At 41.9% G+C, this 20,395-nt stretch carries 22 protein-coding genes and 1 CRISPR repeat array (1 of these 23 cut by a window edge); of the genes, 12 read left to right on the forward strand and 10 right to left on the reverse strand.

Annotated features, from left to right (window positions below; genetic code table 11):
• A CRISPR array of direct repeats spans positions 1-405; the repeat unit is 29 nt; unit sequence GTTCCTAATGTACCGTGTGGAGTTGAAAG (it extends 502 nt beyond the left edge of the window).
• A 78-nt stretch (positions 406-483) separates the two neighbouring features.
• From THERU_RS04675 to uvrC, 3 genes are read left to right on the forward strand one after another with little or no spacing between them, the layout of a single operon-like run.
• Positions 484-1,572: a KamA family radical SAM protein gene (locus tag THERU_RS04675; RefSeq protein ID WP_025306120.1), complete on the forward strand. Its 1,089-nt coding sequence runs from the start codon at positions 484-486 to the stop codon at positions 1,570-1,572.
• On the forward strand, positions 1,572-2,354 hold the full coding sequence (locus THERU_RS04680) for a YhjD/YihY/BrkB family envelope integrity protein (protein ID WP_025306121.1): 783 nt from the start codon (positions 1,572-1,574) through the stop codon (positions 2,352-2,354). Before THERU_RS04675 ends, THERU_RS04680 begins: the two co-directional genes overlap by 1 nt.
• A 21-nt stretch (positions 2,355-2,375) precedes the next feature.
• On the forward strand, positions 2,376-4,052 hold the full coding sequence (uvrC, locus tag THERU_RS04685; RefSeq protein WP_025306122.1) for an excinuclease ABC subunit UvrC: 1,677 nt from the start codon (positions 2,376-2,378) through the stop codon (positions 4,050-4,052).
• Between the two features lie 49 nt (positions 4,053-4,101).
• Here the strand turns inward: uvrC and THERU_RS04690 are convergent, their stop codons facing one another.
• Positions 4,102-4,518, reverse strand: coding sequence for a phosphomethylpyrimidine synthase ThiC (locus THERU_RS04690; protein ID WP_342666013.1), 417 nt, complete (start codon positions 4,516-4,518; stop codon positions 4,102-4,104).
• Between the two features lie 154 nt (positions 4,519-4,672).
• On the opposite strand from THERU_RS04690, the gene THERU_RS04695 reads away from it, so the two are divergent.
• From THERU_RS04695 to THERU_RS04705, 3 genes are read left to right on the forward strand one after another with little or no spacing between them, the layout of a single operon-like run.
• Positions 4,673-4,915 carry a HypC/HybG/HupF family hydrogenase formation chaperone gene (locus tag THERU_RS04695; protein ID WP_025306124.1) on the forward strand — a complete coding sequence of 81 codons (243 nt, stop codon included), beginning with the start codon at positions 4,673-4,675 and terminating at the stop codon, positions 4,913-4,915.
• Positions 4,902-6,026, forward strand: coding sequence for a hydrogenase formation protein HypD (gene hypD / locus THERU_RS04700; protein WP_025306125.1), 1,125 nt, complete (start codon positions 4,902-4,904; stop codon positions 6,024-6,026). The genes THERU_RS04695 and hypD overlap by 14 nt, the downstream gene beginning before the upstream one ends.
• Positions 6,023-7,711: a hydrogenase maturation protein gene (locus THERU_RS04705; RefSeq protein WP_025306126.1), complete on the forward strand. Its 1,689-nt coding sequence runs from the start codon at positions 6,023-6,025 to the stop codon at positions 7,709-7,711. The genes hypD and THERU_RS04705 overlap by 4 nt, the downstream gene beginning before the upstream one ends.
• Here THERU_RS04705 and THERU_RS04710 read toward each other — a convergent pair.
• The 7 genes from THERU_RS04710 to THERU_RS04740 all read right to left on the reverse strand — a co-directional run bounded on the left by THERU_RS04710 (position 7,701) and on the right by THERU_RS04740 (position 12,687).
• A complete protein-coding gene (locus THERU_RS04710; protein WP_025306127.1) occupies positions 7,701-8,294 on the reverse strand; it encodes a TetR/AcrR family transcriptional regulator in 594 nt (197 codons plus the stop codon). The genes THERU_RS04705 and THERU_RS04710 overlap by 11 nt on opposite strands.
• Before the next feature lie 283 nt (positions 8,295-8,577).
• Positions 8,578-9,288 carry an energy-coupling factor ABC transporter ATP-binding protein gene (locus tag THERU_RS04715; protein ID WP_245565793.1) on the reverse strand — a complete coding sequence of 237 codons (711 nt, stop codon included), beginning with the start codon at positions 9,286-9,288 and terminating at the stop codon, positions 8,578-8,580.
• 37 nt (positions 9,289-9,325) lie between these two features.
• The gene (locus tag THERU_RS04720) at positions 9,326-9,886 is read right to left on the reverse strand and encodes an energy-coupling factor transporter transmembrane component T family protein (protein WP_025306129.1); all 561 of its coding nucleotides are present in this window, start codon (positions 9,884-9,886) and stop codon (positions 9,326-9,328) included.
• Positions 9,876-10,520 (reverse strand): energy-coupling factor ABC transporter permease, encoded by a 645-nt coding sequence (locus THERU_RS04725; RefSeq protein ID WP_025306130.1) that lies wholly within the window; start codon positions 10,518-10,520, stop codon positions 9,876-9,878. The genes THERU_RS04720 and THERU_RS04725 overlap by 11 nt, the downstream gene beginning before the upstream one ends.
• A gap of 10 nt (positions 10,521-10,530) precedes the next feature.
• Positions 10,531-11,580: a transporter gene (locus THERU_RS04730; RefSeq protein ID WP_025306131.1), complete on the reverse strand. Its 1,050-nt coding sequence runs from the start codon at positions 11,578-11,580 to the stop codon at positions 10,531-10,533.
• On the reverse strand, positions 11,556-11,990 hold the full coding sequence (locus THERU_RS04735) for a hypothetical protein (protein ID WP_025306132.1): 435 nt from the start codon (positions 11,988-11,990) through the stop codon (positions 11,556-11,558). Before THERU_RS04735 ends, THERU_RS04730 begins: the two co-directional genes overlap by 25 nt.
• A gap of 1 nt (position 11,991) precedes the next feature.
• Complete coding sequence (locus THERU_RS04740; RefSeq protein WP_038532133.1) at positions 11,992-12,687, reverse strand: DUF4198 domain-containing protein; 696 nt, start codon at positions 12,685-12,687, stop codon at positions 11,992-11,994.
• A 110-nt stretch (positions 12,688-12,797) separates the two neighbouring features.
• On the opposite strand from THERU_RS04740, the gene nikR reads away from it, so the two are divergent.
• The 6 genes from nikR to THERU_RS04770 all read left to right on the forward strand — a co-directional run bounded on the left by nikR (position 12,798) and on the right by THERU_RS04770 (position 17,851).
• Positions 12,798-13,208 carry a nickel-responsive transcriptional regulator NikR gene (gene nikR, locus THERU_RS04745; RefSeq protein ID WP_025306134.1) on the forward strand — a complete coding sequence of 137 codons (411 nt, stop codon included), beginning with the start codon at positions 12,798-12,800 and terminating at the stop codon, positions 13,206-13,208.
• Between the two features lie 105 nt (positions 13,209-13,313).
• Positions 13,314-14,378 (forward strand): hydrogenase small subunit, encoded by a 1,065-nt coding sequence (locus THERU_RS04750; RefSeq protein WP_025306135.1) that lies wholly within the window; start codon positions 13,314-13,316, stop codon positions 14,376-14,378.
• A 2-nt stretch (positions 14,379-14,380) separates the two neighbouring features.
• A complete protein-coding gene (locus tag THERU_RS04755) occupies positions 14,381-16,294 on the forward strand; it encodes a nickel-dependent hydrogenase large subunit (protein ID WP_025306136.1) in 1,914 nt (637 codons plus the stop codon).
• Between the two features lie 3 nt (positions 16,295-16,297).
• Positions 16,298-16,999 carry a Ni/Fe-hydrogenase, b-type cytochrome subunit gene (cybH, locus tag THERU_RS04760; RefSeq protein WP_025306137.1) on the forward strand — a complete coding sequence of 234 codons (702 nt, stop codon included), beginning with the start codon at positions 16,298-16,300 and terminating at the stop codon, positions 16,997-16,999.
• Positions 16,996-17,496: a HyaD/HybD family hydrogenase maturation endopeptidase gene (locus THERU_RS04765; protein ID WP_025306138.1), complete on the forward strand. Its 501-nt coding sequence runs from the start codon at positions 16,996-16,998 to the stop codon at positions 17,494-17,496. Before cybH ends, THERU_RS04765 begins: the two co-directional genes overlap by 4 nt.
• A complete protein-coding gene (locus THERU_RS04770) occupies positions 17,465-17,851 on the forward strand; it encodes a hydrogenase expression/formation protein (RefSeq protein WP_025306139.1) in 387 nt (128 codons plus the stop codon). The genes THERU_RS04765 and THERU_RS04770 overlap by 32 nt, the downstream gene beginning before the upstream one ends.
• Here the strand turns inward: THERU_RS04770 and hypF are convergent.
• Both hypF and hypA read right to left on the reverse strand, forming a co-directional pair.
• Positions 17,835-20,054 carry a carbamoyltransferase HypF gene (gene hypF, locus THERU_RS04775; protein WP_025306140.1) on the reverse strand — a complete coding sequence of 740 codons (2,220 nt, stop codon included), beginning with the start codon at positions 20,052-20,054 and terminating at the stop codon, positions 17,835-17,837. The two genes, THERU_RS04770 and hypF, sit on opposite strands and share 17 nt — an antisense overlap.
• The gene (hypA, locus tag THERU_RS04780) at positions 20,038-20,394 is read right to left on the reverse strand and encodes a hydrogenase maturation nickel metallochaperone HypA (protein WP_025306141.1); all 357 of its coding nucleotides are present in this window, start codon (positions 20,392-20,394) and stop codon (positions 20,038-20,040) included. Before hypA ends, hypF begins: the two co-directional genes overlap by 17 nt.
• Between the last annotated feature and the right edge of the window lies 1 nt (position 20,395).

The raw sequence follows: 20,395 nt of genomic DNA on the forward strand, positions 1-20,395 counted from the left end.
GCTAAACCCTCCTTAAAACGATAATTCATCACTCGTTCCTAATGTACCGTGTGGAGTTGAAAGCTATTTTTCGTAGTCTTTGCTCCGGCTACCCTACCCGTAATGTTCCTAATGTACCGTGTGGAGTTGAAAGAGCATAGAACCATCTTTGCACCTTCAAGCCTGCAGTTTGTTCCTAATGTACCGTGTGGAGTTGAAAGTCAGGTTCGTAAGTGTTCCTTCTGCTGCTTCAAGCACGTGTTCCTAATGTACCGTGTGGAGTTGAAAGTCAACCTGAACAGTGTGCCCCGTGTTTGCTAAGGTTATTGTGGTTCCTAATGTACCGTGTGGAGTTGAAAGTAAGTAGCAAAAACGCCAAAGTCTATAACATCAACGAGTTCCTAATGTACCGTGTGGAGTTGAAAGGTTATTTGGTGATGGGTGGAGCGTGATTATCCTTTTCCAGCCACCTGTGGGTATGCGGTTTTTGATATGATTTTTCAAATGCGAGTCAAAAAGGAGCTTTGGAGGAGCTACCATTGGCAAATTCAAAATAGAGTTAAAACTCAGGAGGAGCTTGAAAGGTTCTTAAGGCTTTTGCCAGAGGAAATTGAGGGCATAAAAAGAACGCAGGGAATATATCCTATGGCTATAACTCCCTACTATCTTTCTTTGATTGACCCCCAAGATCCGCAGGACCCAATAAGGCTTCAGGCTATCCCAAGGGCGGTGGAGGTGGATGAAAGGGTTCAGTGTCATGGAGAGCCCGATGCCCTAAGGGAGGAGGGAGAGATCCCCGGGCTTACCCACCGATACCCCGACAGGGTCTTGGTGCAAACTACCACCTTTTGTGCAGTCTATTGCAGACACTGTATGAGAAAGAGAATATTCTCTCAGGGAGAAAGAGCTATAAGCGTAGAGCAGATAAAACAAATCACCCAATACATAAAGGCACATCCAGAGATTAGAGAAGTGCTACTCTCTGGCGGAGATCCTTTGACCTTAAGCTACGAAAAGCTTGAACTACTACTTTCAGAAATCAGAAAAATCCCCCATGTGGAGATCATACGCATAGGCACAAGACTTCCTGTTTTGGCACCCCAACGCTTTTTTGACCAGAAACTCTTGGACATCCTTGAAAAATACTCTCCCATATGGATCAGCACCCACTTTAACCATCCCAAAGAGATCACCCCAGAGGCACAGGAAGCAGTGGAGAACATACTTCGCAGAGGCATACCCGTCTTAAACCAAACAGTTCTTTTAAAAGGTGTAAACGACGACCCCCAAACCATGCTTGAGCTTATGAGGTCTTTGATAAGGATCAAAGTAAAACCCCAGTATCTCTTCCATTGCGACCCTATAAAGGGCGCAGTGCATTTTAGGACTACCGTAGAAAAGGGCTTAGAAATAATGGATTACCTAAGGGGTAGAATTTCCGGATACGCCATACCCACCTATGCCATAGACCTACCCGGTGGTAAAGGAAAAGTGCCTCTACTTCCTCAGTATCTTTTGGCAAAGGAAGGAACAAGGCATGTTTTTAGGAGTTGGCAGGGTGAGCTCGTAGAGTATGATATACAAGAGTTTTGATGGTAAAAAGTAGGCTTTTGGCACTGTTTTACTCCCTTAAGGAGATATTTTTGGGAGATGTTGGTCTCTATGCTTCCGCATTGACCTTAAGGTTTTTGATGGTAATCAGTTCTCTTTTGCTCTTTTTTGGATTTTTGGCGAGCTTTTTCCCTTTTCTAAACCAAGAGAAGATTACGCAGGTTATAAGCCAGCTTACTCCAACGTATGCAGAGGTGCTTATCAACAAGCTTCTGAAAATATACAAACACAGAGAAATAGGTTCTGTGTTCTCCTTTTTTATCTCCTACTTCTTTTTGGTAGGCTACGCCAAAACTCTCGCTAAAGCAATTTCTCGTGTTCTAAAGGAAGATATAAAACTCAAAGAAACTCTTCTTTGGATTTTTATTCCAGTTTATCTTTTGGGTTTTTCTGTGTTCATACTGGTAGGTTCTGCGGTCCTGTCCCTTCTTCAGTCTTTTATTCCCAAGAGCCTAAGCTTTGCCCTTAGTCTTTCTAAACTGCTCTTATTTTTGCCCCTTATATACTTTATGTACTGGTTCTTTTTGAGAGACACCCTAAAGCCAATGCGTATACTGGAAACTTCCGTGCTTTTCCTTGTTTTCCTGATGCTCTTAAACTTCATCTTTGGTAAGTTTTTCATCAAGCTGATAGGTCTTAATCCACTGTACGCAGTTTTGGGTTCTCTGCTCTCTTTCTTGGTATGGCTTGAGCTTACCTTTTCCTTCCTCTTGGGTGCGATCATTTATGCCAAGAGGCTGGAGCCAAATCTCAAGGGAGGATAAATCAGTTTATCTTATACATATATGCTTGAGCTTATAAAGTCTGCACCCACCCAGTGTGGAGTTTATCTCTTCAAGAAGGGCAACAAGGTCCTTTATGTGGGAAAAGCCAAGAACATAAGGGAGAGGCTGTTGCAACACTACAAGCAAGCCCAAGAGAACAAAAAGGAGTATGCCATAGTTAACAGTTCGGACCGTATAGATTGGATACTAACCCGCAACGAATACGAAGCCCTGGTGTTAGAGGTGGACCTAATACAACTTCATAAACCCAAATACAACGTCCTGCACAAGCACGGTGGGGGCTATCCTGTCCTCCTGCTAACGGAGGATGAATTTCCAACCATAAAGGTGGTTAGAGGCTCCGAGCATGAGGGGAAGCTCTTTGGTCCCTTCTTCACCGCCAAGAGGGCCTACAGGGTAAAAAGGCTCATCCATAAGCTTTTTAAACTTCGCACCTGCGACCCAATGCCTACTAGAGCCAGCCCATGCATGGATTATCACCTGGGGCTATGCAGTGGTCCCTGTGCAGGTCTGATTAGCAAAGAGGATTATTCCTTGGCGGTGAAATCTGCCCAATCTATGCTCTCGGGGGAGGTCTCTGAGGTTCTACCAGAGCTATACCAGAGGATGGAAGAACATATGGAAAGGCTTGAGTTTGAAAAATGCGCCCTTATCAGAGACCAAATAAGGGCTTTGGAAAAACTCTCCTTGGGTCAGAGTGTAAGCGGACTCCCCTACCAGAGAGCAGACCTCTTTTACAGAATAGGCAGGCTCTTGGGAGTCTTTTTGATAAGGTCTTTCAAGCTGGTGGATAAGGAGGTTTTCCTTTTGGAGACGGAGGAAGAGTTGGAAGAGACCATTATAGGCTTTTACTACTCCAATCCATTGCCGGAGGTTTTGCTCTTGAACTTTGAGCTCTCGGAAGAGGTCAAAAGGTGGCTCTCGGAAAGAGGGAAGGTTGAGATCGTTCAAAAGATAGACCAGAGCTTGGAAGAGCTTGTCAAAGAAAATCTCCACCACTACATGCCACCAGAACTTTGGCAGGAGGAGTTCTTGAAAGTGCTAAAAATTCCTCCACCAAGGATCATAGAGGGCTTTGATGTTTCCCACTTTTATGGAGGCTATACGGTGGCATCCTGCGTGGTTTGGGAAGAGGGAACTATGAATAAAAAGAGATACAGAAGGTATCGGATAAAAACGGTAAATCAGATTGACGATTACGCCTCCCTGGAGGAGGTGCTGAGCAGAAGGGCAAGAAGGCTTAAGGAAGGGGAGGAGACCATGCCAGACCTGTGGCTCATTGACGGAGGACTCGGACAATTGAGCGTAGCCATTAGGGTAAGGGACAGGTTTGGCTTGCCCATCAAGGTAGTTTCCCTCGCCAAGGAGGAGGAAATTCTGCTAACCGAATGGGGACAGAGGGTAAGACTAAAGGAACATCCTATACTCTATAGAATTTTCGGACAGATTAGGGATGAAGCCCACCGCTTTGCCCTTTCTTACAACAGAAAGCTCAGACTAAAGGAGGGGCTAAAGGACATCCTTGACCGAATAAAGGGCATAGGAGAGGTCAAAAAGAAGATCATTTACAACAACTTTGAGAACTTATATGAGCTTTTAAAGGCGGAGGACAGACACCTCAAGAAGCTGGGCATAGACCCATCCATAAAGCAGGAGATAGAGAAGTATTTGACTTAAGGAATATTAGAATGCCCCGCAGGGCTGGAAGCCCTTTGGGGTTGTTTGATCAGGGTGCAATCCAGTTTTCCTGCTGGAGCAATTCCTCCATCTTATCGGAAACATGCTGGGATATCTTGTAGGCGCAAAACTCAGGACCGCACATAGAACAGAATTTGGCAGTTTTGTAGCCCTCTTGGGGTAGGGTTTCGTCGTGGTAGGCCCTTGCGGTCTCTGGGTCTATGGCAAGCTCAAACTGCCTGTTCCAGTCAAAGGCAAAGCGAGCCTTGGACATTTCTAAGTCCCAATCCCTGGCACCGGGGAAGCGTTTGGCTACATCTGCCGCATGAGCTGCTATCTTGTATGCAATAACTCCTTGCTTTACGTCCTCCACATTGGGAAGTCCCAAGTGCTCCTTGGGCGTCACATAGCAAAGCATTGCAGCACCATAATAACCCGCCAAGGCGGCGCCTTGACAGCGAACAATTGTTCATTATATTTTTTATCTTGAGGAAGGTAGTTATGCGCTGTCATAAACCTACTATTTTGGAAGGCTTAACAGTAGGCAAGGCAAAGGAACGACGAAGTATGTGGGTAAACTGTTTAAGGATAAAAGAAAATGATCTTTTAGGAGGTGTGTGATGTGCTTAGCAATACCAAGCCAGATAGAGAAGATAAATGAGGACAACACAGCAATAGTTAATACAATGGGCGTCAGGCGTCTAGTTTCCTTAGAACTTCTTGGAGAACCAGTAAAGGAAGGCGATTGGGTACTAATTCATGTAGGTTTTGCAATTTCAAAGCTAAACGAAGAGGAGGCGCTAAAAGCCTTAGAGCTTTTTGAAGAAATTTTAGAAATGGAGGAGCAGTATGAAAACTATTAATCTGAAAGCGTTCAGGGATAGTGAAAAGTTAAAAGGTTTAGAATACAGCATAAAGAAATTCGTGGAAAAAATTGGAAGGACAATCAATATAATGGAATTTTGCGGAGGACACACTCATACCATAATAAAGTATGGTATAGACCAGCTTCTGGAGGGGTATATTAGGTTCATACACGGTCCCGGATGTCCGGTGTGTGTAATACCCTCTTCAAGGATTGACTTAGCCATAGAAATTGCAGGACAAAAGGATACCATTCTTTGCACTTACGGGGACCTTCTTAGGGTTCCAAGCTCAAACAGAAAAACCCTTTTAGACCTGAGGGCGGAAGGATACGATGTGAGAATGGTAAATTCCTCCTTAGAGGCTTTAAACATTGCGCTCTCGGAGAAAGGTAAAAGGGTTGTATTTTTTGCGATAGGCTTTGAAACAACAACTCCCCAAACCGCGGTATTACTACTAAAGGCTAAAGAATTGGGTCTAAAAAACCTATATGTAGTATCAAACCATGTTATAACACCCGCAGCAATACAGCATATACTTAATTCTCCAGAGATAAGGGATATTGGAAAGGTTGAAATTGATGCCTTTTTGGGCCCTGGGCATGTAAGCACTATAATAGGGACAAGACCTTACGAATATTTTTCAGAGGAGTTTTTAAAACCTGTTGCTATTTGTGGATTTGAGCCTTTGGACGTTATGCAAGGAGTGTGGTTGGTTGTTAATCAGATAGCAAGAGGTGAAGCGTATGTAGTTAATCAATACACAAGGTTTGTTAGCAGAGAAGGAAATATAAAAGCCCAAAAACTTGTATCAGAGGTTTTTGAACTTAGGAAAGTCTTTGAATGGAGAGGTTTGGGAATTGTCCCCTACAGCGCCTTAAAGATAAGAAAAGAATTTGAAGCCTTTGACGGAGAAAAATCCTTTGATGTAAAACTTCCGCCACCTAAGGAGCATCCAGCCTGCATATGTGGAAAGGTTATAAGGGGTGTGGCACTTCCCACCGAATGTAAGCTGTTTGGAACGGTTTGCACACCGCAGAACCCAATAGGCTCATGCATGGTATCTTCCGAAGGGGCTTGCGCGGCATACTTCAAATATAAAAGGCTATGAGAATACTTTTCCTCTGCTACAGGTTCAACTCCCTGTCCCAACGACTCTATTGTGAACTGACTGAAAGGGGACATGAGGTGTCCATAGAGCTAGACGTCCATCCTGAGCTTACAATAGAAGCAGTTAATAATTACAAACCTGACTTAATAATTGCACCCTTTTTGAAACGCAAAATTCCTCGCGAAGTATGGAGCAGGGTAAAAACCCTGGTAATACATCCAGGACCTCCCGGAGACAGGGGTCCTTCTGCGTTGGATTGGGCAATACTTAGACAGGAAAAAGAATGGGGAGTAAGCCTTTTGGAAGCAGTAGATGAATACGATGCAGGTCCGGTATGGAGCTACAGAACGTTTCCAATGAGGAAAGCCAGAAAATCCAGTATATACAGGAATGAAACAACAGATGGAGCGGTTGAATCTGTGTTGGAAATCATAGAACAACTATTGGAAGGAAAAGAACCTAAAAAACTTTATCCAAAAGGAATATGGAATCCGAGGATGGACCAGTCTTATAGGTATGTAAATTGGTCCGAGGACCCAACGGGAGAAATTTTAAGGAAAGTTTATGCATCAGACAGCCAACCCGGTGCTTTGGCACGGTTAGGGGATGATGAATACTATATTTTTAATGCTTATAGAGAAGACTATTTAAAGGGAAAGCCGGGAGAAATAATAGCGGTACGCGATGAAGCTATATGCATAGGCACTTTGGACGGTGCGGTTTGGATTACACATCTAAGAGAAAAAGGTAAAGATTCAATAAAACTCCCGGCAGCAAGAGTCATAGGGCATCTTCTGAAAAATATTAGAGAGGAGTCTATAAAACCCTGGGAGATTGTGGATTTTGCTACTTACAGAGAGATAATCTACGAAGAAGAGGGAGGGATAGGACACATATTCTTTAACTTTTACAATGGTGCCATGTCCACGGAACAATGTGAAAGACTTTTGGAAACCTTTAGGTACGCCAAGAAAAGACCAGTTAAAGCCATAGTGCTTTGGGGACAGGAGGACTTCTTTTCAAACGGCATGAACCTAAATACCATTGAAAATGCGGAAAGTCCCGCAGATGAATCTTGGAGAAACATAAACGCCATGGATGATCTATGCGAAGAAATACTCAGAACAACGGATAAGCTAACAGTAGCCTGTATGCAAGGTAATGCAGGAGCTGGTGGCGTATTCCTTGCTTTAACGTGCGACCTTGTGTATGCAAGGGAAAGTGTAGTGCTGAACCCTCACTATAAGAACATAGGGAATCTCTATGGTTCGGAGTTTTGGACATACACTCTACCCAAAAGGGTTGGTTGGGAAATGGGAAAGAAAATTATGGATAACAGAATGCCAATAAGTGCCAAGCAGGCTTTTAAAATAGGTTTGATTGACAAGGTCTTTAAAGGAACGCAAAAAGAATTTAGGGAAAAGGTTATCAGAGAACTCAAAGATTTTATCGACTCAAGGGATTATGAACTATTCATAGAAAATAAAAAAACTCAAAGACTAAAGGATGAACTACAAAAACCTCTTTCTGAATACAGGAAAGAAGAGCTTGAAATGATGAAGTTAAACTTTTACGGTTTTGACCCAAGCTATCACGTGGCACGATACTATTTTGTTAGAAGAATACCACCCTTTAGAACTCCTCCATACCTTGCTATTCATCGCAGACTAAAATCTAAGCCTTAAGAGCATTCCATATGTTAGTTGCAACTTCATGGGTGTATTCCATAAGCGGTTTTTCCAAAAGACCTTCGTTATGTAAAAACACCATACCACCAAGGGTACCCATTATAGTTGTAAAAGCTGGGAAGAAGCTTTGATTTCTTAACTCACCCTTTTCTATACCGTCTGATAAAAGGATCATAACTTCAGCCACCACTTCACCAACGCATGCAAAGCCCTCACAACCTTCCTTAAAAATCTCTCTATTTACCAAGAATACCCTCAGAAAGTAATTTATAAGCTCTGGTTCTTCTAAGGCAATCTTGAAAAATTCCTCCGTATATTTATAGATCTTTTCCTTGGTGCTTATATTCTCTTGGTTTATCTTTCTTAGCCTTTCTGCAACCCAATTTGAAACTGTTATCATAATTTCCTTTGCAAGTTCCTCTTTAGACTCAAAGTAGTTGTAAATATTCCCCACGCTCATATTCAAGGCCTTTGCTATATCTGGGATTACCGTGTTGTAGTATCCCTTCTCCGCAAAGAGCCTACAAGCGGTTCTTATGATATCTAGCTTCTTCTTCTCTTTTAACAATCTTCTTCCCATAAGAAAATATCTTATATTATAACTCTTTACACGCCAGGTGAGAAATTCAGATAAGCTGTGAGTCTCTTAGGAAGAAGTCTCGGCAAGAAGGTAAGGTTTAAGGAGATGCAGTATGGCGTTTTGGTTATGGTAGTTTGCGATAGCGGAGGAATTGTACATAACCGAAGTTTCAAGTATGAAGGTAACTTCTTACCTCTCGTATTCCTTTGATCCATGTCTTGCTCACGCAATACACGTTTATAAACACACTGATGATAGAAGAGACTTATAACATTCCACCAACTCAATGCAAATGATAGTATGGTTTGTCTTTATGCTTATGCACAAGCCCTGCGTTTATGAGTTTTTCCTGATCCTTAAGGAAAGCCTCCGCCTCGCCATCGTATATTATGCTCCCTCCTTCTCTTAGCACTATCAACCTGTTCCCTAACTCAGGTGCCAAGCTCAAATTATGCGTTGAGGTTATCGTTGTTACCCCTTTCAGCTCGTTTAGAAAATCTATTAACCATCCTGTGCTTTTAGGATCCAAGTTAGCGGTAGGTTCATCAAGGAGTAAAACCTCCGGTTCAAGCACCAGCAAACATGCCAAACATAACTTCTGTTTTTGCCCACCGCTTAAAATAAAGGGTGGTTTGTTAAGATATTGTGTAAGTCCAAAGACTTCAGCCCAGTATAGAACACGCTCTTTTACAACTTTTTCCTCAAAGCCTAACTGCCTCAGCCCGAAGGCTATCTCATCATAAACCGTTGGATTAAAAATCATGGCATCAGGATTTTGAAAAAGAAGAACAACCTCTTTCCTAAAAGCCTTGATGAAGTTTTTATCCTTGAACGCATTTTTTTCTATATTCTTACCTTTGTAAAGATATGTTCCCTTAGTTGGGAATAAAAGTGCATTTAAAAGCTTAAGTAGTGTGCTTTTCCCAGATCCATTTATTCCCAAAACCACAATCCTTTCTCCTTTCTCTACCTTCAGGTTTATGTCCTTTAACACAAATTCACCGTCATAACTAAACCAAACATTTCTTAACTCAATCATAGAAACCCCTTGACTTCATAGCTTGATATAATTCCTCGGAAGTGCGAATGGATTTCTCAAAGAAGAACTCTAGCAACCTGCTAATGAATACCATCTTTACATTACTGCCTATGTGCCCTATGGTCCTACTTTTTAAAGCGTTCTTGAATTCTTCAAAAAGCCTTAGATAAGTAAAAATATGACTTGAGACTATTATCATTAAAAAACTAACACTTTTTGAAAAGTCAAAAACTTTATAAATGTTTATAAGTCTAAAAGCAATAAACGTAGCAAGGGCTATGGAAAAAGATCTTAAAGATATCATGACTAAGTATTCCCATCTATTTTGGCCGGACAATAGACCTATTAGAAAGTATGTGAAAGAGACCAAGAGGTTAAAAAGCAAACAAACATAAAATGCTTTCCTCAATATATCTATCTTTTTCTCTAAGGGTAAAACCAAAAGTGCCAGTAGAAGAAGGGATGTGCTCATTGCCAATATTTTTAAGGAAGAACCAAAGGAAAGGAGAAAAATAAACAAAAGATAGAAGCTAAAAAGTGCTTTATCTTTCAACTTTTAACCTCCTATTCAGAACCTTTATCGCAATGGAGCTTAGCAATCCCTCTCCTAAGCCTACGAAGATGTGTGGAACAAGTATAGCAGGAATCGTAATATATAAACCAAAAGGAAAATAAAGCGGAGAACCGTCTGCTTTTTTGAAAAGGTAAGGGTGTATTCCCAATATCGTAGCTATCAAAAGTGCAGATAACATTACAGACACAAAGCTTGAAATTACGATAGAAACTTCTTCTTTAAAGATGCTAAGGGCTTTATAGGTAAAAAAAGCTGCAAAAGAACCAACAAAGCCCATAGATATAGAATTTATTGGGAAAGTTGTTATTCCGCCCTCTCCAAAAAGGACAGCTTGGAGAAAGAGGATCAAAGAGTAGCTAACAAAAGCAACCCAAGGACCAAAGAGTATTGAAAGGATAGGGATTCCAGTCCCATGAACGGAAGTTCCGCCGGGTAAAGGTATAGTTATAGAGGAAATAACAAAGGAAAGAAGCGAAACAGAAGAAAGGTATGGGATCGCTCTCTCGTTTAGCGAACGTTTTATCCTTCTAATAGAGTATGCTAAGAGTGAAATATCCAATATGTAGGCCGGTAGGTATATCTGTGGAGCTACAAAGCCATCGGGTATATGCATGTTTAGCCTCCTAAAATAGCGTTGAGAGTGTAAAAATTAGTCTATACTTTTCCTTTCCCTCCGCACCTTGTTGCTGTTCTTCTTCGTTTAAACGTTTCCAAACAGGAAGTTTTACTCCTACACCTGCGGAGATGTTCTTGTAATATAACCTTGTGCCAACTGTCCCGTAAAGGATTTTCCCACCGGAACCTTCTAACTTTACGCCATCCTCCTTATCCCTCTGATTGTATTGAAAGTTCGCTTCCAAAAGCAGATCCGCTCTAAACTTTCTTTCCAAATTTGTGTAAAGCCTATAGGCAAGTGCAGTATTAAGTCTTAGCTCATCTCCAAACTTAAACTTCTTTTTAGGACCATTAGGATCTTCCCTAAAATTATAAGTGTGTTCCAAGAACTTTATATAGTTTGCATCAAAGACAAAAGTTAAACGCGGGAAGCTAACAATTTGCTTTGTGGCGGTAAAGCCAAATGTAAAGGAAGGCTTTCCAAAACCGGTTGCCATATCTGGCTCAAACTCACCTTTTGGATCTCTCGCCCTGTCATACTTATTGGAGTCCCCTGTGGGCAAGGTCATTCCACCATATACAGTAAAATGCCAATCCATCAAATCATCGAGGCTTTCGTTTTTTGGCACAAGCTTAAAACCTCTGTCGTATTTGAAGCCCAACACCGCCATAAGGGATATATCTGAAAACCCAGAGTTTGTATAAAAATACTGTCCCTGGCTCGGGTCGTTGTTTATGGATTTAACTTCTTTTTTAACATAGTAGGGAATAAAGAGATAAACAGATAGCCAAGGTTTTACTCCGTATCCTATTCCGTACATCCAAAAGTCATAGCTATCCTTTTGGTCCGGAAAATGGTCAAAGCTGTATTTTTTCCACTTTACATGGTCCAACTTTAGATAGAAAAGCCAACTGCCCTCTGGTAGTGTAGCGGAGCTTGAAGTCTCCAAGGGAGCCCCAGGTCCCTCAAGACCCGCTGCCCCTAAAGAAGCAACTCCATGATGAGCAAAAGAAAAGCCCATAATAAGAAGGCTTAATGGGATCGCTTTCCTAACCATTTTATAAACCTCCTCAAGTAGATTTCTGTAAGCCCAAATATGCCAAGTATGAAACCCATTCCAACAAAGAGTTTTTCATAACGATCGAACAATGAAGGTGTGGCAGTAGCTGTAGCATTATCAACATACACTTTTACCATTTTGCCGTGCCCATCCTCAGAAAAAGCTTTTACAATCCATTCACCGCTTTCATCAGGACAAAACACAGCCCTACCCAAGGCATCTGTTCTACCGACTTGGAATGGAGTTTTACTGTCATTTTTGTATATTTCAAAGCTCTCATATGAGAATTTTGTATTATCTGGAAAATAAAAATGAACAATTACACATTTTCCTTCCGTGAAAATTTTATGCTGTAAATCGTGAGAGAAAGTTAAACCAATAAAAAAGAAAAAGCTCAAAAACCACATCCTACTTCACCTCAAAGACAAGGCTCGTGGTTTTCACAACATAATCAGCCTTAGTTCCATCTCCTTTTTCCTTCACAGAAGCTTTAATAATTTGCATTCCTTTGTGCTTTATTCTTACATTAATTTTCCCTTCTTCATCAGTTGCCCCCACTGTTTTATCTTCGTATGCTACGGGTACATCTTTAACAGGTTTTCCTTTTTGATAGACTACCAATGTTATTTTGTCTCCTACATTTAGCGTTAAAGGGTTATTCAGTGGCACAATTTCCAAGTCGTCGGTTAAGGGTTTTTTGAAGGCTTCAGTCCATCCATCAATCCTCTTTACACTTTCATAAGACAACCAACTTTCCAACGGTTCCTTTGTTTCGTTTTTTGGTTTGTTTGTCAAGCCATACACAGTTTTAGTCCAGTAGCCCGAAGAATAGACCGCATATACCGCATAACATTGAGCATTGAACTTTATCGGATAATTTCTTTCAAGTTTCAATGGTATGCTCTTTCCGAAGTGGTCAAAGCATTCAATCCTTAAAACATCCTCTGGCTTATACTTAATAAATTTCTCCTCTCCTTCCTTTGGGTTCAAATGCCCATAATACAGCGTATAAGAGTTACCCTCCCTCTTTACCCACAGCTCATGGGAAAAGGCTAAGCATACACTAAAGAGAAAAAGTCCGAGCTTTCCTTTTATACCTTTCATAGCCATCCTCCTTTGAGTATTACTTTTTTCATAGAAATAATATTAATGATTAGTCGTTCGTTTGTCAAGGGTTATGAAAAATTTCAACCTTCTGCGTTAATATAAGACTTATGAAGCAAGAAACTGCTAGGTTCTGTGTGTCTTTGCCACAGGACCTCTTAGAAGAACTGGATAAAAGGATAATAAAAAAAGGATACTCCTCAAGGTCTGAGTTGATAAGGGATCTAATAAGGGAGCTTCTAATAGAAGAAAAATGGGATGAGGGGCAGGAGGTCATGGGCGTTTTGGCTATAATATACGACCATCATCAGAGGGAGCTAACTAGAAGGATGCTTGACATTCAGCACAAATTCTATGTAAAAATCTTGTGTAGCACCCATATACATTTAGACCATCACAACTGCCTTGAAGTTATCGTCCTGAGAGGAAAACCTACGGAGATAGAATCTTTATCCATAAGCATAGGTGGGCTAAAGGGAGTAAAGTTTGCTAAGCTAATAAAAACCGCCACCGTGCTGTAGATTATAAGAAATACTTATGAAATTATAGGAATTTTTTTCTTGACGAAAATCTTTACTGGTGTTACCATATTGAATGAATATTCAATAAAGTAAGGAGGTGTGAAGATGGAAACCTTCTGGGAGGCTTTTAAAAGGCAGGGTGTAAATAGGCGGGACTTTTTGCGTTTTGCCTTTACCATCACAGGACTTATGGGATTGTCTCCCTCTATGTTTCCGGAGGTGGTCAAGGCATTGGAGACAAAACCGCGCGTTCCTGTGCTTTGGATCCATGGACTGGAATGTACTTGCTGTTCTGAATCTTTTATAAGGTCTGCAACTCCTTTGGCTTCAGATGTGCTACTTTCAATGATCTCTCTTGAATACGATGATACACTGTCTGCTGCAGCTGGGGAAGCTTTAGAAAACCACAGAAAGGAAATTATTAAAAAGTATTGGGGGAATTACATCTTGGCTGTTGAAGGAAACCCTCCCTTGGGAGAGGATGGAATGTATTGTATAGTAGCAGGTGAGCCCTTTTTAAAACACCTAAAGGAATCTGCGGAGGGGGCTAAGGCTGTTATTGCCTGGGGTTCGTGTGCCAGTTGGGGGTGCGTGCAGGCGGCAAAGCCAAACCCAACGACTGCTGTATCGATTGATAAGGTAATAAAGAATAAGCCGATCATAAAAGTTCCCGGTTGTCCTCCTATAGCGGAGGTTATGACTGGAGTAATAATGCACATTGCCCTTTTTGACTCACTTCCTCCTTTGGATGCTCAGGGGAGACCAAAACAATTTTATGGAAATAGGATACACGATACATGCTACAGAAGGGCATTCTTTAACGCCGGACAATTTGTAGAAAGATTTGACGATGAAGGTGCCAAAAAGGGATGGTGTTTGTATAAGGTAGGATGCAGGGGACCAACGACATACAACTCCTGCGGAAATATAAGGTGGTATAACGGACTTTCTTATCCAATACAAGCGGGGCATGGTTGTATAGGCTGTTCCGAAGAAAACTTCTGGGACAATGGACCCTTCTATCAAAGGCTTACCACAATTCCCGTGCCGAATGTGGAGGCAAACGCAGATAAAGTTGGAATTGCTGTGGCAACTGCAGCCGCGGCGGGTGCTATAGCCCATGGCGTTATTTCTAAATTCAGAAGCAAAAACAATAAAGGAGGTGAATAAACATGGCAAGGATTGTGGTGGACCCAGTAACAAGAATTGAGGGACACCTAAGAATTGAGCTTATTGTGGATGAAAAGACTGGAAAAGTGGTGGATGCCGTCTCTTCCGGCACTATGTGGCGCGGTATTGAGCTCATTCTCAGGGGAAGGGATCCAAGGGATGCGTGGGCTTTTGCACAGAGAATCTGTGGAGTTTGTACATCTATTCATGCTCAGGCTTCCGTCAGGTGCATAGAGGATGCCCTTGAAATTCAGATCCCTAAGAACACCAACTATATAAGGAACATAATGTACGGAAGCTTACAGGTTCATGACCACTTAGTGCATTTTTACCATCTTCACGCCCTTGATTGGGTATCTCCCGTGGAAGCTTTGAAGGCGGACCCTGTTCAAACTGCGGTACTCCAGAACAAAATTCTTGAAAAATACGGTGCTATAGCAGACCTATTACCAGATCCCGTAGGACATAGGGCGTATCCCAGAAAGTTTCCCAAGGCTACGCCGGGATACTTCAGGACATTCCAAGAAAAAATAAAAAAGCTTGTAGAAAGCGGACAACTTGGTATATTCGCTGCTCATTGGTGGGACCATCCCGATTATAAACTGTTGCCTCCAGAAGTACATCTCATGGCTGTAGCCCATTATCTCAATATGCTTGATGTTCAAAGAGAATTTTTCATTCCACAGGTAGTGTTTGGTGGGAAAAACCCGCATCCTCATTACATAGTAGGAGGAATGACCTGCTCCATATCTTTGGATGATATGAACGCTCCTGTCAACGCGGAGCGCTTGGCGGTTGTTGAGGATGCAATATATACCCAGGTTGAAGCGGTTAACTTGTTCTACCTTACAGACCTTTTGGCAATAGGACACATATATGTTCAAAAAGGGCAGGTTTATGGAGGTGGTCTTGCAAAGAGAAGGGTAATAGGCTACGGTGAATTCCCCGACGAACCCTATAAGGGTATAAAGACCGGAGATTATCACAACAAAATCCTATATCACTCTAACGGTGTTGTAGAAAACTTTGTAGAGGGCGTTGAAAAGGCTAAGTATTATCCTCTTGTGGGTAAGGATTTTGCGGACCCTGAAGTTATCCAAGAGTTCGTGGCACACTCTTGGTATAAGTATCCCGATGAGAAAAAAGGCTTGCATCCTTGGGATGGTATAACTGAACCAAACTACACAGGACCGAAGGAAGGAACAAAGACTCATTGGAAGTATTTAGACGAGCAGGGTAAATACTCTTGGATAAAGTCTCCAAGATGGAGAGGAAAGCCCTGTGAGGTTGGTCCACTTGCAAGATACATAGTGGTTTATACCGCAGTGAAGCAAGGTCATATAAAACCATCCTGGATGGACGAAATGGTTGTGAAACAGATAGACTTTGTGTCAAAGGTTCTTGATATTCCACCTCATGTATGGCTTACAACCACAGTTGGTAGGACTGCTGCAAGGGGTCTTGAAGCACAGCTGGGCGCAGCTGCAAACCTATACTTCCTCAAAAAACTTTACGACAACATAAAGGCGGGGGATACCTCGGTAGCCAACATGGAAAAGTGGGATCCATCCACTTGGCCCAAAGAGGCAAAAGGTGTAGGAATTACGGAAGCTCCAAGGGGTGCTTTGGGACACTGGGTGATAATAAAGGACGGAAAGATCGCCAATTATCAATGCGTAGTTCCTACTACGTGGAACGGTAGTCCAAGGGATCCGATGGGTGGGCAAGGTGCCTTTGAGGAATGTATGAAAGACACACCACTTAAAGTGGTAGATAAACCTTTGGAAGTCTTAAGAGGGATACATTCCTTTGACCCGTGCCTGGCGTGCTCTACGCACATTTACAACGCAAAGGGAGAAGAGATAACCAACATAAAAGTTCAAGGTAGTGTGCCAGTCTGCTTTACAGGAGGTTGAGCCATGAGGGAAGAGCTTGTAAAAAGGATATATATATTTAGTCCCTCACTGCGTATATGGCATTGGATTAATGCCTTATGCATAACTATTCTGTTCATAACTGGTATTTACATAGGCAATCCCTTCTTCATAGGTTCCCAGGGGTTTGAAGCCACTTACGCCTATGCCCACAATCTCACAATGGACTTTATAAGGTTCATCCACTTTTCGGCGGGTTATGTGCTAATGGTTATGCTCCTCTTCCGCTTTTTCCTCCTTTTCTTTAACAAGGGAGACAGGTTGATCATTCCCAAGGTATGGAGGGCGGATTTTTGGAAGGGCATTGGAGAGATGGTTCTTCACTACCTTTTTATTAAGCCATGGCACAAAACCTACATAAGGAACCCATTGGCAAGGCTCGCTTACTTTCTGCTATACTTGGTCCTTATCTTTATGGTAATAACAGGCTTTGCAATGTATGGGCTTTCTAAACCCTCGGGTTTCTGGGCAAAGCTATTTGGCTGGATCGTTCCTCTTCTTGGTGGAGAGTTTTTGGTTCATATGTGGCACCATTGGTTTGCCTGGCTTATAGTATTTTTTGTGATCCTCCATGTGTATCTTGTTATAAGGTTTGATGCAATAGAAAAGGAAGGTGAAGTGTCTTCTATGTTCAATGGAATGAAGAACTTCAAGGAAACACCTGTGGATGTGGAGGATGTAGCTTGAGCATACTTGTTTTAGGAGTGGGAAACATATTACTTTCCGATGAGGGGTTGGGTGTAAGGGTGATAGAAAAGATCAAGGAGGGCTATGTTCTTCCGGAAGATGTGAAGTTACTGGATGGTGGTACTCTTGGCATAGAGCTTCTCTACTTTCTTGAAGGTTCAGAAAAGCTCATAATAGTGGATGCGATAAAGGGCGGGGGTCCCCCGGGGACCCTCTACAAATTTTCCGGGGATGAGGTGAAGGCTTACTTTAAAGGAAAGATCTCTGCCCATGAACTTGGTATTCAGGAGGTTTTAGGCATAGCCCAATTAACCGATAGGTATCCCAAAGAGGTGGTGGTCATAGGTATGGAGCCAGAAAGTTTAGAGGTATCTTTGGAACTTTCGCAGACTGTAAAAGATAACTTAGAAAAATTGATAAAATCAGTAATAGAACAACTCAAGGAGTGGAATATAGAGGTTAAACATGTTGATGAACGCGCCCGCCATACTGTATGAGATCTTACAAGCCTTGAAGGACTTTTACAACAAAGGTGAAAGACACATTATTTATATAAACAAATTGCCTCTCACCGAAGAAGATAAGCATGTTATACTGGATGTTCTAAGGGACGGTCAGGTGAAAATATTTCTCAAATCTGCAAGCCAAAAGGTAGAGTGGAAAGAGACGGGAATAAGCGGTGTTTGGATAGGTGTGTTTTTTGATAGGGATGAAAAACCAATCTTGGAGACAATAGAGATAACAGATTTTCCCATGCTTGCAATGAGCCAAAGGGAAGATGTAGAAGAAGCCATAAAAACCCTTGAAGATAGAATAAAAAGCGTCATTCCCAATGCTAACTTAGGCCAATAACGTAGGCTACCTGCCCTAGACAAAGCCCCCCATCGTTTGCTGGCACCTTTTGATGGGTATATACCAAAAAGCCATCCTTAGTAAGCTCTTCTTTTATTTTGCTTACCAATGGGTCGTTTTGCATCACGCCTCCCGAAAGGCACACTTTTTCTATGCCTACTCTTCTTGCTATGTCCAACGCAATCTTTGCCAAGGTGTTTATAAACCTTGAAGGTACCTTTTCTCTTTCCTTATCCTGCAGTATGTCTAATATCGTTGTACGCCAGTCTATAATCTGCCCTTCGATTGAATAAGAATAATGATCTTTTATAGTTGGGTTGTATAAGTCTTCCAAAATCATGGCAGATTGACCCTCGTAGCTGTTGATGTGTCTAATGCCCAAAAGGGAACAAACAGCATCAAACAGCCTGCCCACAGAGCTGGAGAAAGGAGAGTTAATTCCTTTACTCCAAGCATTGAACAACATTTCAAGCTCTTTTCTATCAAAGGGTAAGTTAAAGCCAAGGGCTTTCTCTCCGAACAGTTCTAATAGCAAGGATAATGCGACCCTTCTTGGTTCCTTTATCGCCTTTTCTCCACCTATAAGTCTAAAGGGTTTAAAATGGTGGACACGTTTGTAGTTCCTGTAGTGGCATACTAAAAACTCACCACCCCATAAAGTTCCATCCTCTCCATAGCCTGTTCCATCCCAAGCTATACCCAACACTTCATCTTCTATTCCGTTCTCCGCCATGCAGGAAAGTATATGGGCATAATGGTGCTGAACCTTTAACAATGGAATATTTCTCTCTTCCGAGAAAAACTCTGCCCATTTTGTTGTTTCATACCGGGGATGCATATCGCAAACGACGACCTCTGGCTCAAACTGGTAAAGGTTCATAAGGTCAAAAACCATCTCTTCAAAGCTTTTTAGGGTTTGATAGTTTTCTACATCTCCCACATGCTGACTAATAAACACTTTGTCATTCCAAGCTATAGCAAAGGTGTTTTTAAGCATACCGCCCGTTGCTAAAACTTTATTCTTTAACTTGTAAGGGAGCTTTACAGGCAAAGGTGCATATCCCCTTGACCTTCTTATCGGTAAAGGGATGCCTCCAACCACTTTAACTACAGAGTCATCACATCTTCTTTTTATCTCTCTGTTATAAACAAGTATTAGGTCTGCGATCTCCGACAGTTTGTTCAACGCCTCCTCATTGTCCTTTACTATAGGCTCTTCTGAATAGTTTCCCGATGTGGCAACAATGGGAACATCAAGCTTTGAAAGAATTATATAATGCAATGGAGAGTAGGGCAGAAAGGCACCTATTCTCTTAAGCCCGGGCGCTATGGTCTCTGGCAAGCTATCTTGAACCTTTTCAATAAGAACTATAGGCCTCTGCGGTGAAGAGAGAAGGGCTTCCTCCAGGTTGGTTGGGCGAGCATATTCTCTCAGCTGTTGCAAACTTTTAAACATTACCGCAAAGGGTTTTTCCTGCCTTCTCTTTCTCATCCTTAGAGTATTAACCGCTTTTTCATTGGTGGCATCGCATATTAGATGAAAGCCTCCTATACCTTTTACCGCCACTATTTTTCCCTCTTTTACAGCTTGGATAGCTAAATCTATAGCCTCTTCACTTTCCCCAAGCAAATTGCCCTCTTTGTCGTAAAGAAAAACCCGTGGACCGCATTTGGGACATGCGTTTGGTTGGGCGTGGAACCTTCTATTGGTTGGGTCGTTGTATTCTCTTTCACACTCTTGGCACATCTTAAAAACTTTCATCGTGGTGTTTGGTCTATCGTAAGGAAGCTTTTCAATTATGGTAAACCTTGGTCCGCAATGGGTGCAGTTTGTGAACGGATACATGTATCTTCTGTCCTTTGGGTCAAAGACCTCTTTCAGACATTCATCACAGGTTCCCACATCGGGCAGTATAAAAACTTCCCTTTTACCTTCCGAGTGGCTCTCTCTTATTTCAAAGTCGGTGTAGCCCACCTCTTCTGCGTACTCAAAAGAAATTGAATAAATATAGGCTAAAGGTGGTCTCTCTTCTTGGAGCCTCTTTAGGAAGACATCTAAGTTTTCTCCTTCAACCTCTATTTTTACACCCTCCGGTGTGTTTATAATCCATCCCCTAAGGTCAAGTTCCTTAGCCAACCTATATACAAAGGGTCTGAAACCTACACCCTGAACTGCACCGATTATTTCAAGCTTCATCCTCATACTCTAACTCCAAGCTTTTCAAAAGTAAATCCTGACCACCTTCTATAATTGTGTTAAAAGAACCACAGCACGGGCATATCACATTAAGCTCTTCCTTTTGAGAGACCATACCACAGTCCAAACACCTAAGGGTTAGCTTTTCTATTTCTAAAATAAGTTCTGCGGAATCGGCTACGGTATTTTCCTTAAAGGTATCAAAGGCAATTTTAAGAAGATGAGGCTCCACTCCAGAGAGGACTCCCACACTCACAACTATTCTACTAACACGTTTTGCGTTATATTCTTCTACATATTTTTCAATGAGACCCATCAAGCTTTGCACTATTGAAAATTCATGCATG

The organism is Thermocrinis ruber (assembly GCF_000512735.1).
Classification (GTDB): Bacteria; Aquificota; Aquificia; order Aquificales; family Aquificaceae; genus Thermocrinis; species Thermocrinis ruber.

Excerpts from the sequence above, each read along its gene's own strand:
- THERU_RS04675 (WP_025306120.1), top strand. The coding sequence starts at position 484 with ATGCGAGTCAAAAAGGAGCTTTGGAGGAGCTACCATTGGCAAATTCAA.
- THERU_RS04680 (WP_025306121.1), top strand. The coding sequence starts at position 1,572 with ATGGTAAAAAGTAGGCTTTTGGCACTGTTTTACTCCCTTAAGGAGATA.
- uvrC (WP_025306122.1), top strand. The coding sequence starts at position 2,376 with ATGCTTGAGCTTATAAAGTCTGCACCCACCCAGTGTGGAGTTTATCTC.
- THERU_RS04695 (WP_025306124.1), top strand. The coding sequence starts at position 4,673 with ATGTGCTTAGCAATACCAAGCCAGATAGAGAAGATAAATGAGGACAAC.
- hypD (WP_025306125.1), top strand. The coding sequence starts at position 4,902 with ATGAAAACTATTAATCTGAAAGCGTTCAGGGATAGTGAAAAGTTAAAA.
- THERU_RS04705 (WP_025306126.1), top strand. The coding sequence starts at position 6,023 with ATGAGAATACTTTTCCTCTGCTACAGGTTCAACTCCCTGTCCCAACGA.
- THERU_RS04710 (WP_025306127.1), bottom strand. The coding sequence starts at position 8,294 with ATGGGAAGAAGATTGTTAAAAGAGAAGAAGAAGCTAGATATCATAAGA.
- THERU_RS04725 (WP_025306130.1), bottom strand. The coding sequence starts at position 10,520 with ATGCATATACCCGATGGCTTTGTAGCTCCACAGATATACCTACCGGCC.
- THERU_RS04730 (WP_025306131.1), bottom strand. The coding sequence starts at position 11,580 with ATGGTTAGGAAAGCGATCCCATTAAGCCTTCTTATTATGGGCTTTTCT.
- THERU_RS04735 (WP_025306132.1), bottom strand. The coding sequence starts at position 11,990 with ATGTGGTTTTTGAGCTTTTTCTTTTTTATTGGTTTAACTTTCTCTCAC.
- THERU_RS04740 (WP_038532133.1), bottom strand. The coding sequence starts at position 12,687 with ATGAAAGGTATAAAAGGAAAGCTCGGACTTTTTCTCTTTAGTGTATGC.
- nikR (WP_025306134.1), top strand. The coding sequence starts at position 12,798 with ATGAAGCAAGAAACTGCTAGGTTCTGTGTGTCTTTGCCACAGGACCTC.
- THERU_RS04750 (WP_025306135.1), top strand. The coding sequence starts at position 13,314 with ATGGAAACCTTCTGGGAGGCTTTTAAAAGGCAGGGTGTAAATAGGCGG.
- THERU_RS04755 (WP_025306136.1), top strand. The coding sequence starts at position 14,381 with ATGGCAAGGATTGTGGTGGACCCAGTAACAAGAATTGAGGGACACCTA.
- cybH (WP_025306137.1), top strand. The coding sequence starts at position 16,298 with ATGAGGGAAGAGCTTGTAAAAAGGATATATATATTTAGTCCCTCACTG.
- THERU_RS04770 (WP_025306139.1), top strand. The coding sequence starts at position 17,465 with ATGTTGATGAACGCGCCCGCCATACTGTATGAGATCTTACAAGCCTTG.
- hypF (WP_025306140.1), bottom strand. The coding sequence starts at position 20,054 with ATGAGGATGAAGCTTGAAATAATCGGTGCAGTTCAGGGTGTAGGTTTC.
- hypA (WP_025306141.1), bottom strand. The coding sequence starts at position 20,394 with ATGCATGAATTTTCAATAGTGCAAAGCTTGATGGGTCTCATTGAAAAA.